This is a genomic window from Candidatus Pantoea soli (genome assembly GCF_007833795.1).
Taxonomy (GTDB): Bacteria; Pseudomonadota; Gammaproteobacteria; order Enterobacterales; family Enterobacteriaceae; genus Pantoea; species Pantoea soli.
Genome location: NZ_CP032702.1, coordinates 2,120,301 through 2,131,421, shown reverse-complemented (window position 1 = coordinate 2,131,421; position 11,121 = coordinate 2,120,301). Strand labels below are relative to the sequence as shown.

General features: G+C 55.5%; 12 protein-coding genes. 5 read left to right on the top strand and 7 right to left on the bottom strand.

What is annotated here, in order from left to right; genetic code table 11:
• Window positions 1–22: 22 nt before the first annotated feature.
• A complete protein-coding gene (flhE, locus tag D8B20_RS09900) occupies window positions 23–403 on the top strand; it encodes a flagellar protein FlhE (protein WP_261388018.1) in 381 nt (126 codons plus the stop codon).
• Window positions 404–439: 36 nt separating this feature from the next.
• Here the strand turns inward: flhE and argS are convergent, their stop codons facing one another.
• Window positions 440–2,170 (bottom strand): arginine--tRNA ligase, encoded by a 1,731-nt coding sequence (argS, locus tag D8B20_RS09895; protein WP_145888720.1) that lies wholly within the window; start codon window positions 2,168–2,170, stop codon window positions 440–442.
• Between the two features lie 165 nt (window positions 2,171–2,335).
• Window positions 2,336–2,458, bottom strand: coding sequence for a hypothetical protein (locus D8B20_RS21795; RefSeq protein WP_007889544.1), 123 nt, complete (start codon window positions 2,456–2,458; stop codon window positions 2,336–2,338).
• A 313-nt stretch (window positions 2,459–2,771) separates the two neighbouring features.
• Between D8B20_RS21795 and D8B20_RS09890 the strand changes: the two genes are divergently transcribed.
• Window positions 2,772–3,332 (top strand): VOC family protein, encoded by a 561-nt coding sequence (locus tag D8B20_RS09890; RefSeq protein WP_145888719.1) that lies wholly within the window; start codon window positions 2,772–2,774, stop codon window positions 3,330–3,332.
• Here the strand turns inward: D8B20_RS09890 and D8B20_RS09885 are convergent.
• A complete protein-coding gene (locus D8B20_RS09885) occupies window positions 3,329–4,468 on the bottom strand; it encodes a MalY/PatB family protein (RefSeq protein ID WP_145888718.1) in 1,140 nt (379 codons plus the stop codon). The two genes, D8B20_RS09890 and D8B20_RS09885, sit on opposite strands and share 4 nt — an antisense overlap.
• An 84-nt stretch (window positions 4,469–4,552) precedes the next feature.
• On the opposite strand from D8B20_RS09885, the gene cutC reads away from it, so the two are divergent.
• A complete protein-coding gene (gene cutC, locus D8B20_RS09880; RefSeq protein WP_145888717.1) occupies window positions 4,553–5,305 on the top strand; it encodes a copper homeostasis protein CutC in 753 nt (250 codons plus the stop codon).
• A 557-nt stretch (window positions 5,306–5,862) separates the two neighbouring features.
• Here cutC and D8B20_RS09875 read toward each other — a convergent pair.
• Entirely contained in the window at window positions 5,863–6,267 is a 405-nt protein-coding gene (locus tag D8B20_RS09875; RefSeq protein ID WP_145888716.1) for a hypothetical protein, read from the bottom strand.
• Between the two features lies 1 nt (window position 6,268).
• Window positions 6,269–7,267: a hypothetical protein gene (locus D8B20_RS09870; RefSeq protein ID WP_145888715.1), complete on the bottom strand. Its 999-nt coding sequence runs from the start codon at window positions 7,265–7,267 to the stop codon at window positions 6,269–6,271.
• A gap of 596 nt (window positions 7,268–7,863) precedes the next feature.
• On the opposite strand from D8B20_RS09870, the gene D8B20_RS09865 reads away from it, so the two are divergent.
• Window positions 7,864–8,712, top strand: a complete 849-nt coding sequence (locus D8B20_RS09865) for a hypothetical protein (protein ID WP_145888714.1) — start codon at window positions 7,864–7,866, stop codon at window positions 8,710–8,712.
• A gap of 78 nt (window positions 8,713–8,790) precedes the next feature.
• The gene (locus D8B20_RS09860; protein ID WP_145888713.1) at window positions 8,791–9,411 is read left to right on the top strand and encodes a LysE family translocator; all 621 of its coding nucleotides are present in this window, start codon (window positions 8,791–8,793) and stop codon (window positions 9,409–9,411) included.
• Window positions 9,412–9,414: 3 nt separating this feature from the next.
• Here the strand turns inward: D8B20_RS09860 and cmoB are convergent, their stop codons facing one another.
• Complete coding sequence (gene cmoB, locus D8B20_RS09855; RefSeq protein WP_145888712.1) at window positions 9,415–10,383, bottom strand: tRNA 5-methoxyuridine(34)/uridine 5-oxyacetic acid(34) synthase CmoB; 969 nt, start codon at window positions 10,381–10,383, stop codon at window positions 9,415–9,417.
• Window positions 10,380–11,108, bottom strand: a complete 729-nt coding sequence (cmoA, locus tag D8B20_RS09850; RefSeq protein WP_145888711.1) for a carboxy-S-adenosyl-L-methionine synthase CmoA — start codon at window positions 11,106–11,108, stop codon at window positions 10,380–10,382. The genes cmoB and cmoA overlap by 4 nt, the downstream gene beginning before the upstream one ends.
• Between the last annotated feature and the right edge of the window lie 13 nt (window positions 11,109–11,121).

Sequence of the window (11,121 nt, the reverse complement as noted above, 5' to 3'; positions counted from 1 at the left end):
TTGCCGGAACCGGGTTGCCGGGATGCTGATGATGTTCGCGCTGCCGCTGACCGCGGCGGCCGCCACCGGTGCATGGAGCGCCAGCGTCAGCGGACCGAACCTCGGCGCGCGAGGCAGCTGGCTGATCACGCCTGCGCTGAAGGCGCCTTCGGCCGCACCGGGCGTCATTTCGCAGGTGAACTGGCGCTATACCCTGAGCCAGCCAGCCCCTTCCGGGCTGGTGGTGCGCTTATGCGCCAGCCAGCGTTGCGTTGAACTGGACGGTGCCAGCGGCATGACGCGCGGTCTGGCCAACGTGGACGCAGCCGACACGCTGCATCTGGCATTTGGTTTTCAGGGACAGGGCGCGCTGCCGCCGGGCTTACGGGTGATCAGCAGCGAAGTCACGGTCAATTACCAGTAGACAAGAAAAAACCCGCCGCGGCGGGTTTTTTGTCGTTTACATACGCTCGACGGTTTTGATACCCAGCGTATCAAGGCCCTGTTTCAGCGTTTTCGCTGTCAGCGCCGCCAGCTGCAGGCGGCTGTTGCGCACCTGCTCATCTTCTGCCGAAAGAATCGGGCAGTGCTCGTAGAAGCCCGAGAACAGGCCGGCGAGATCGTACAGATAAGCACACATCACATGCGGCGTGCCGTCACGCGCAACCTGGGTGATGACCTCTTCAAACTGCAACAGGCGGGTCGCCAGCTGCGCTTCCCGATCGTCAGTCAGCACCAGCGCACCGCTCAGGCTGTCGGCATCAATGCCGGCTTTACGGAATACGGACAGCACACGGGTGTAGGCATACTGCATGTAAGGCGCGGTGTTGCCCTCAAAGGCCAGCATGTTGTCCCAGTCAAAGATGTAATCGGTGGTACGGCTTTTGGACAGATCGGCATATTTCACCGCGCCAATGCCCACCACTTCCGCCAGATCCTTCAGCTCCTGCGCGCTCATCTCCGGGTTCTTTTCACTCACCAGTGCGTGAGCACGCTCCACCGCTTCATCCAGCAGATCCGCCAGTTTGATGGTTCCGCCGCTGCGGGTTTTGAACGGACGGCCATCTTTGCCCAGCATCATGCCGAAAGCGTGGTGCTCAAGCGGGACAGATTCCGGCACGTAACCGGCTTTGCGCACGATCGTCCACGCCTGCTGCAGGTGCTGATGCTGTCGGGAATCGATGTAATACAGCACGCGGTCGGCATGCAGCGTTTCGTAGCGGTATTTGGCGCAGGCAATATCCGTGGTGGTGTAGAGATAGCCGCCATCCTTCTTCTGGATGATCACGCCCATCGCTTCGCCTTCCTTGTTTTTGAACTCGTCAAGGAACACCACGGTTGCTCCTTCGCTGGTCACCGCCAGCCCTTTCTCACGCAGATCGGCAACGATGCCCGGCAGCATGTCGTTGTACAGGCTCTCACCCATCACATCTTTGCGCGTTAGCGTCACGTTCAGGCGGTCATACACCAGCTGGTTCTGACTCATGGTGATATCCACCAGCTTTTTCCACATGGCGCGGCAGTATTCGTCACCGCCCTGCAGCTTCACGACGTAGCTGCGCGCGCGCTCGGCAAAGGCCTCATCTTCGTCATAGGTGCGTTTGGCTTCGCGGTAAAAGGCTTCCAGATCGGCCAGCGCGATATCTTCGTGATGCTCGTTCTGCTGCTTTTCCAGAAACGCAATCAGCATGCCGAACTGGGTGCCCCAGTCGCCGACGTGGTTGGCACGAATCACATTGTGGCCGAGGAACTCCAGCGTGCGCACTGCGGCATCGCCGATGATGGTGGAGCGCACGTGACCGACGTGCATCTCTTTGGCGACGTTCGGCGCAGAGTAATCAATCACCACCGTCTGCGGTGCAACCTGGCTGACACCCAGACGCGGCAGCTGCAGCGCCTGAGCGGCCTGCTGCGCCAGCCACTGACGGTCAAGGAAGATATTGATAAAGCCGGGACCGGCGATGTCGACCTTGCTGGCAATGCCCTGCAGATCCAGATGCTGAACAACCTGTTCCGCCAGCTGGCGCGGTGCCAGGCCGAGCTTTTTCGCTGCGGCCATGATACCGTTCGCCTGGTAATCGCCGAACTGCACCTTCGCAGACTGACGAACCTGGGGTTCGCAATCGGCGGGCGCACCCGCTGCTACCATCGCCTGACTGACTTTATCGGAAAGAAGAGCCTGAATATTCACCGCGTTACCTTCGTATGCTGAAAAGGCCCGCCAGCAGTGGGCGAGCCGATGTCGTCATCCCGCGCACAGGTCGGGACGGAAAAAGAGGAGGAGAAGTATACGTGAAATGTTAAGGTGCGTCAGCATCCGGATACGCGGAGTGGCTGGCGCGGGACCGCGCGCCGGTTAACGGCGGCGCGGGTGACGACGAGGATTTTTAACGCTTTTGTCTTCACGCACCTTCCAGTGGCGGGAAATAGCAAATCCCATTAAGGCTATCAGGACCGCGACAACAATGAGCATAGACATAAGGCCGTTCCTTGTAGTTGTGAAACTCAAATTTATAAGAAAGGGTTGGCGTCTGCAAATGTTCGCGGGCTAAATAAGATTTATCTTATTGTATTAACTATTATCAATTAAAACAATAACTTAACCTGTTTTTATAAAGTAACCTGTGGCCCTGATTTCGCGAATAGTCTGAAAGAGATGCGCATTTTATGCGGTTTTAAGGCGTTTCAGGGGTGAAATCGGATGAATCCGAGCATTTTCACCCCCTAACTACCCAGTGGTACTGAATTTTTATTGTTTAAAATACCTGAACTGATGTCGAGGCGATAGTGGTATGAATCTGGAATTTCCTTCAGAACTGAATGACTTAAAACAAGACCTGCTGCGTTTTGAACCGGCGCTGCAGCACTTTGCCAGCCGTTTGGGCCTTGAACTGGCAAAACATGAGGTTGATCATGTTGCGGTGCGCTGTCACCAGAATGCGACCGCCGAACGCTGGAAAGCCGGTTTGCTGCAGATAGCCCAGCCGTTTTCGGAGGCAATGATCAACGGGCGGCCTGTGTGTCTGTTTAAGCTGCAGCAGCCGTTGCTGCTGGCAGGCTGCGAAGTGACGGTCGTTGAACTGCCGTGGCCGGGCGAGAAGCGCTATCGCCATGAGGGCTGGGAGCACGTGGAAATTGTGCTACGTGGCGAACCGGAAACGCTGGGGATGCGCGCCATGGCGCTGCTGGCGGATGAGGCGCTGGCGCAGCCGGGGCTCTCTTTCAAAACCAGCGCGCCAAAGGGGGAGAATGAGCGGCTGCCGAATCCGACGCTGGCGGTCACGGACGGGCAGACCACCATTAAATTTCACCCGTGGCGGCTGGAAGAGATTGTCGCCAGCGAGCAGGCCTAACGGCGCGCGCTGACCGCCTGCTGCAGACGGTCGACGGCCTGCTCCAGCAGGGCGCGGGTACAGCCGAAATTAAAGCGGACAAAGCGGTCGTCACCAAAATCGCGGCCCGGCGAAAAGCCAAGGCCGTGCTTCTCGAAATAGAGCGCCGGGCTGGCGACATCAAGCTGGCTGGCGTCAATCCACCCCAGGTAAGTGGCTTCCGGCGTGACCATGCTGAGTTCCGGCAGGGCATTTACCTGCGCTACCAGCCAGTCGCGGTTACCCCGCAGGTATTCCAGCTGTGCGTCCAGCCAGGCATCGCCGCCACGCCAGGCGGCTTCTGCTGCCACCAGCGCCAGAATATCTACCCCCGGCACAATGCCTTCCCGCACCTGCCGGAAGCGCTTACGCAGCCCGGCATCCGGAATGATCGCCATTGATGCCCCCAGCCCGGCAATATTAAAGGTTTTCGACGGGGAGAGCAGTGTAATGCTGCGCTGAGCGGCATCGTCACTCAGAGAGGCAAACGGCACGTGCTGCAGGCCAGGCGTCAGCAGCAGATCGCAGTGGATCTCATCAGAACAAACAATCAGGTCATGCTGCTGCGCAAAGGCGAGCTGGGCTTCCAGCTCCTCACGGCGGTAAACCGTGCCGCCAGGGTTTTGCGGATTGCACAGCATCAGCAGGCGTTCATTGCCCTGCAGTCGGGCTGTATCCAGGCTGAGCACCCAGCGATCCTGCTGTCGCTGCAGCGGCAGATTGACCTGTGGACGTTCTGTTAGTCTGGACGCTGCGCGGAAAGGGGGATAGATAGGTGTGGGCGCAAGGGTTGCTTCGCCCGGTGCGGTAAATGCCCGTACCGCGAGGTTCAGTCCGCTGACGACGCCGGGCAGCAGCACAATCCATTCCGGTTCGATATGCCACTGATAGCGCTGCGCGAGGCGGGCAACGGTAATATCAATCAGGCCGTAAGGCGTGGCACCGTAGCCAAATACGCCGTGGTCAGCACGGTTTTTAATGGCCTCGATCACGCAGGGGGGCGAGCGGAAATCCGTATCTGCCACCCATAATGGCAGCACATCGCGATCGCCATATTTGTGCCATTTCAAACTATCGCTGTGACGACGGTCTATCCCTTGATCAAAATCGAATGCCATAGTGCACTTTCCACGTAAACTGTCTGAATGAGCAGACTAACTGAAGCACTCCTCCCGAGCCAGCAGTCATCAAAGGAGAACCGTATGACGAAACTGGAAATTTGTTGCTACGGCATTGATTGTGCCGTGACTGCGCAGCTGTCCGGAGCCGATCGCGTTGAACTGTGCAGTGCGCCGCGTGAAGGCGGATTAACCCCCTCCGCTGGCGTGCTGGAAGCGGCACGCCGGGAACTGACGATTCCGGTGCATCCGATTGTGCGGCCGCGCGGCGGCGATTTCTGTTATACCGCCCGGGAATTTGAGGTGATGAAATCCGATATTGCCCGCATCCGTGAACTGGGCTTTCCCGGCCTCGTCATCGGGATGCTGGATGAAGAGGCCCATGTAGATAGCATGCGCATGCGGCAGGTGATGGCGCTGTGCGATGGCATGGACGTAACCTTTCATCGCGCCTTTGATCTCTGTCACAGCCCCAAGCGCGCGCTGGAAGTACTGGCTGATTTAGGCATCGCACGCATTCTGACTTCCGGCCAGCAGCAGAGCGCCGAAACCGGAATTGCATTATTGCGGGAACTAAATGAACTGAGTACGGGTCCAATCATTATGGCGGGTGCAGGGGTGCGGTTGAGCAACTTACAAAAGTTCCTCGACAGCGGTCTGCAGGAAGTACACAGCTCCGCCAGTCGCCCGGTGGCTTCACCGATGCGTTACCGTAAGGCCGGCGTTTCCATGTGCGCCGAAGCCGATAACGACGAATTCAGTCGCTCCTGCGTTGATGGCGATGTTGTCGAAGCCATGAAAAGTATGATGCAGTTGAGCATGGATCGGGTTGCCTGATCCCAACCAGTTTTGCCGCGCAGCACGCCGAACACTGACGTGATGTTTGCAAGTACCAAACCCCAGTCTGCTTGCTGGGGTTCTTTTTTTGTGAATCATGAAGTTTCATGATGAGGGCCTGCAGGATAAATAAGTTATAAAAATCCTGGGTCAGAACGACGACAGTCGACAGGCATGTGGCCGCTTAAAGCGTATCCCTGGCCTGAAAAGGCTAATAAGGCCCGCCTGGCACTTTTATGTCCCGAAACGTGCGATTACCTTTTGATACTTTCTCAGATTGAAGGATGCTAAAGCCTGGCGCTTCTCATTAACTATAACAGGCAATGCGCCTGATAATTGAGTTGAGCGTTTGCAGCATGTCATATCAGAAAGAATATGCTTTATCCGAGTCCGTGGAACAGGACATCACAGATTTCGGCGATCAGATAAGTAAGCGTAAGATTTAAAAAGGTCTACACTGGCTAAAGAGGCTGATTAATGCTGGCTTATTGATGGCTGTCAGACGTGACCGGCGTGGAATAATTAATTTATATTAAAATAGCCCACAACGTCGGCGTTTAAAAATGCATAATGACAACTTTTATCAGGCTCATCACAACAAAAATCGAATACATAAATAACGCAAAAAGAGAAAGAGAATAATAAATATCGAGCCATTTTGTTATTTTTTCATCGATTCTTTTCAGGAACATGGAAATAGCTATCTGTTCTTTTGGCTGGAAGATGATTTTTTTGCCTTTTTTAAGCCTGGAGAAAAAGTAAGACATGCCAAAAGATCCAAAAAAACCCATGGAACCATAGAATTTATACAGTGGCGGCAAATCGAAGCCATTATCAAAATACAGAGATAATAGCGTGTCATATTTACCCTTATTTATTGAATAAATAATGAACTGGGTTGCAGTTATAAAAAAAGGGATGATGGCACATCCAACAGCAATATAAGAAAGAAGAGTAGTCATGCTATTTCAACCAAAGGTCCATTAAATTATCGCTTACTGAGCTTGCGGCTGTCCCACCGGCTATTGAACCTACAGCGGCACAAGCCACACCTCCGGCTCCAGCGGTGGCTATGCCTACAGCAAAACAAATACCCAGGCCAGCGGATGCACCGAGAGTACCTCCAGCCATGCCAGCAAACGTACCACTTGTGAATTTACTATATTCTCTAAAAGCAATTTTACCGCATTCACCCTCGCGTCCCCTGGTGCATGCATTAACTACCTCATTAGTGGTATTAGCAAAAGAGAAACCAATACCAATATATCCGCCCATTTTAAGGAAACGCGCAGCCTTCGCTGCATTGCCTGTGTACCAGGAATAACCTGGGATTCCACTGATTCCTGCCGTTGACCACTCATGCACAATCGAACGACTGGAGAGGTTCAGGGCACGCTTCATATTTTCATATTGCTGAAACCTGATGGAATAACGAGCCAGGTTTTTGAGTAGAGGCTTGTTTACAAGCTCTTTTAGCTGGTTCAGTAAGTGGTTTCGCTCCATAAAAAACTGCTGACTGATCAACGTCCCTTGAGTGCGAAACTGATTCTGATAACTTGCTTCTATTTTCTTCAGGGTCTGCTCTATCGCGTTGAAATATTTTTCACCCACATCACCGGCAGTGCCAAAAATCTTATCTCCGACACTTGTCAGCGCTGCAATAGTACCGTAGTGCTTTTGCATAAAGCCGGCCTCTGCGGCATTAACACCGATTAATGCATTATTAACGCGTGATTTTGCCTGTTTTAATGTGGTGAGTGCCTGCAGGGTCAAAGGGGCAGGTGTATCGGGGTCAGCGACGATCAGGATTTGTCCTGGCTTCAGCCAGGGCGTGTCGGCATTCAGTTGCATAAACATGTTGACGGCCGGGCTGCGAATGTCTCTGAAGATCTCCCTTGCCTGATAATCAAGCGATCCGGCGCGTTCAACAACACAATATCCTGGGGCGATGTTACGTGCCACGATTCCATTCTCCTTTGGTTATTGCTTCCTGCAGAGGCACAGTGGGATATAAAAATTCCGTGAGTAATATAAATAATTATTTTGCGTTAAGCAAAAGTGTTGCAGTCGGCTTTCGTCAACCCGTTATTTTTATGGGTTTTGCTTTGTGCCGTACTTATGGATACTGGCGGCCGGTTTGTTATCTGCAGGAAAGTTAGCATTCCCCACGGGTGAGTTTCACATATCACTCTGCGTGAGCGATGCATATCAACGTGCTGAATTAAAGGCAGTGCCTGAAAAAGCCCGCTCATGGCGAACCGATGAAGCCGCCGCGTCTTTGCCATCACTGAACAGGGTAGGATGAATAAATTGATTTACTCAGGATATGATGAGCGGCAAATCACAGATTTCACCGCGGCGAATTATGTTGATCCTCAACGCGCGACTTTCTCAGTGCGGTACAGGGCAGGAAAGCATATAAAGATTGAGGCTTCGTCGTAATGAGTCGTCAACTTACACGGCTTTGCCGGCGCCTTTTTGTTTGCCGTTTACCGCCGGATAGCGTATTCGCTGAAAAGATGCTTTGATTACACCATGGCTGAGCGCGGATAACCCCTATGAAATCCTTACCTTGTGTCGCTGTAGTGCTGCTGTTGCCGCTGGCCTTTCCGGCGCCGGCGGCCAGTGCTGCCTGCCCGCCGCTGAGCAAAAATATCACCAGCAGCAATAACTGGATCATGCTGGGTGGCGACGCCCGGGGCGCGGTGCGTCAGGTGGTTGCCGGGGAGTTTGGCAAGGATGTGAACTCGCAAAAGCGCGTGCTTGGCCAGTTCGACCGCTGCGGCGATCTGCTGGTGGCCGACATCAGCTGGGACAAAAGCGAAGGCAATGTGGTGCTGAGTATGGAGCAGCATATTGCCCGCGTGCAGCGCGGCTGGGTGGCGGAGTATGCCTATCTGGTGAAAGTGGTGCAGGCGGGTAAAGAGGAAGTGGTGGATAACCGCCAGGGCACCATCAGCTGGCAGATGGGACAACACGGCAATATCGTCAGCGCGACAGATAAATTCACCAGCATGGGCAAAGCGGGATTTACCGATACCACTTTTGGCTACGACCGGCACTTCCGGCTGGAAAAAAGCATCGCGCGCGGCAGCGATAAGCTGAGCAATGGTGAGAGCCGCTGGCGCTGGAACCCGCAGGGGCTGGTGGTCTCGTCAATCACGGCACGCAGCGAGGACACCTACAGTTACGATCCGCAGTTGCGCGAGTTGCGACTGCACGGCACCGCCACCACGCCGGTCAGCACGCTGCGCTCGGTGGATGAGTGTCAGTTATGGGATGACGTCGGCAACTGCACGCTGAGCTATCTGCATGAAACCGAGGTGTTCGCCAAAGGCACAGTGGAGCGGCATCTGAGCGCTGCTTATAAATATCAGTACTGGGATCGCCCCGACGCAGACAATTAACCCACCGGGCGCGCGTGAAGGGTTGGCGCGCCTGCCACATTGACGTACTCTTACCGGCGCATCTTCAGGGAGCCTGCCATGACGCTGATCGTTTCTTTTCTGTTCGCCATTATTATTCTGACGCTCACCCCCGGTTTCGATACGGCGCTGGTGCTGCGCTCAGCGGCAGCACAGGGCTGGCAGCGCGCCAGTGCAACCGCGCTGGGCGTGACGCTGGGGTGTCTGGTGTGGGGCGTGGCCGTGGGGCTGGGGCTGGGTGTACTGCTGCTGGCCTCTGAAATGGCCTATAACCTGCTGAAGTGGATCGGCGCGGCCTGGCTGCTGTATCTCGGCGTGAAGCTGCTGCTGACTCCCCGCAGTGAGGTAGCGTATACGTCAGGTAGCGAAAATCGTGAGCAGGGTTATCTGTCCTGCTTTTCGCGGGGGCTGCTCGGCAACCTGCTGAACCCGAAAGTGGGGGTATTTTACGTGACGTTTCTGCCGCAGTTTATTCCGGCGGGGGCTTCTGTAGCGCTGTGGTGTACGCTGATGGCACTGACGCACATGATCATCGGGCTGATGTGGAATGCGGTATTGATCGGCGGCAGCCACTACTTTGCCGGCCATCTGCGCCGTCCGGCGGTACTGCGGGTGATGGACCGCCTGACCGGTTGTGTGTTTATCGGATTTGCCGCGAAGCTGGCGCTGTCGCGGCGATAAGCATTACGGCTTGCGTGCCACCAGTACAGCGCGCAGCGGCGCCGGGTAGCCTTCAACGGTTTTGCTGCTGTCGCCCGGGTCGAGGAACTCGGCCAGCGACTCGCTGGTCATCCAGTCAGTGCGACGCTGCTCTTCCACCGATGTAACAGCGTAATCGGCGATGCGGACATCAACAAAGCCACACTTCTCCAGCCAGTTTTTCAGCGCGGCGGCGGACGGAATAAAGTAGACGTTACGCATCTGCGCGTAGCGTTCACCCGGCACCAGCACCGCGTTTTCATCGCCTTCAATCACCAGCGTTTCCAGCACCAGCTCGCCCTCATGCACCAGCTGGTTTTTCAGCTGCAACAGATGATCAAGCGGCGAGCGGCGGTGATACAGCACGCCCATGGAAAACACGGTGTCAAAAGCCTGCAGCGCCGGCAGCTGCTCAATCCCCAGCGGCAGCAAATGCGCGCGACGATCGTCGCCCAGCAGTTTACGCACCGCTTCAAACTGGCAGAGAAACAGCTGCATCGGGTCGATGCCCACCACCAGCTGCGCCCCGGCACCGATCATGCGCCACATGTGATAGCCGCTGCCGCAGCCTACATCCAGCACCGTCCGGCCGGCCAGCGAAGAGATATGCGGCAGCACGCGATCCCACTTCCAGTCTGAACGCCATTCGGTATCAATCTGCGTGCCGTAAAGCGAAAACGGCCCTTTACGCCACGGCATCAGATTACGCAGCAGTTTTTCAATACCGGCGCGCTGACGATCGGTCAAATCGTCATGTTGCGCACTGACGCTGTGCAGTAAATCCAGCTGCTGCGGCACCAGCAGCGGCAGATTATCGACCGATTTTTCCCAGGTGCGGAAATGGCCGTGCAGATTTTCGCGCTGCCAGGCGGCCACCTGCGCCGGCAGAACTTCCAGCCAGCTGGCCAGCGGGCCGGTGGCGATTTGCTGGTAAAACCGTCCAAAATCAATCATTTTAACGCCACCAGCGATCCAAAGTTAAAGCACTGAAACCACAGTTCGGCATGTGCGAAACCGGCGCGCTTCAGCCGCGCCTTATGCGCTTCCACGCTGTCTGTCAGCATCACGTTTTCCAGCATGCTACGCTTCTGGCTGATCTCCAGCTCACTGTAGCCATTGGCACGCTTAAAATCGTGATGCATGTTGAACAGCAGTTCGCCCACTTCAGCATCTTCAAAGCTGAACTTCTCTGACAGCACCAGCGCACCGCCCGGATTAAGCCCCTGAGCGATTTTTTGCAGCAGCGCCAGGCGGGCGTCCGGCGCAAGGAACTGCAGGGTAAAGTTCAGCACCACCAGCGAAGCATTCTCAATCGGAATATCGCGGATATCCGCTTCCAGCACGTCGACCGGCGTCTCGCCGCGGAAGGCATCGAGATGACGGCGGCAGCGTTCGACCATCGCCGGGGAGTTATCCACGGCAATAATCTGGCAGCCAGGCACATGAATATTGCGGCGCACCGAGAGCGTGGCGGCACCGAGCGAACAGCCCAGGTCATATACCTTGCTGTCCGGTTGCACAAAGCGTTCTGCCAGCATGCCAATCATCGAAATGATATTGGAGTAGCCCGGCACCGAGCGCTGAATCATATCGGGAAAGACTTCAGCCACGCGCTCGTCGAAGGTCCAGTCACCCAGCTTATCGATGGGCGCGGAAAATAGCGTATCGCGGTCAGACATAATGAAAAATCCG

Bases quoted from the DNA above. Each gene is read 5' to 3' on its own strand.
- D8B20_RS09885 (WP_145888718.1), bottom strand. From the start codon at position 4,468: ATGGCATTCGATTTTGATCAAGGGATAGACCGTCGTCACAGCGATAGT.
- D8B20_RS09875 (WP_145888716.1), bottom strand. From the start codon at position 6,267: ATGACTACTCTTCTTTCTTATATTGCTGTTGGATGTGCCATCATCCCT.
- cmoB (WP_145888712.1), bottom strand. From the start codon at position 10,383: ATGATTGATTTTGGACGGTTTTACCAGCAAATCGCCACCGGCCCGCTG.
- D8B20_RS21795 (WP_007889544.1), bottom strand. From the start codon at position 2,458: ATGTCTATGCTCATTGTTGTCGCGGTCCTGATAGCCTTAATGGGATTT.
- cmoA (WP_145888711.1), bottom strand. From the start codon at position 11,108: ATGTCTGACCGCGATACGCTATTTTCCGCGCCCATCGATAAGCTGGGT.
- D8B20_RS09865 (WP_145888714.1), top strand. From the start codon at position 7,864: ATGAAATCCTTACCTTGTGTCGCTGTAGTGCTGCTGTTGCCGCTGGCC.
- D8B20_RS09890 (WP_145888719.1), top strand. From the start codon at position 2,772: ATGAATCTGGAATTTCCTTCAGAACTGAATGACTTAAAACAAGACCTG.
- flhE (WP_261388018.1), top strand. From the start codon at position 23: ATGCTGATGATGTTCGCGCTGCCGCTGACCGCGGCGGCCGCCACCGGT.
- D8B20_RS09860 (WP_145888713.1), top strand. From the start codon at position 8,791: ATGACGCTGATCGTTTCTTTTCTGTTCGCCATTATTATTCTGACGCTC.
- cutC (WP_145888717.1), top strand. From the start codon at position 4,553: ATGACGAAACTGGAAATTTGTTGCTACGGCATTGATTGTGCCGTGACT.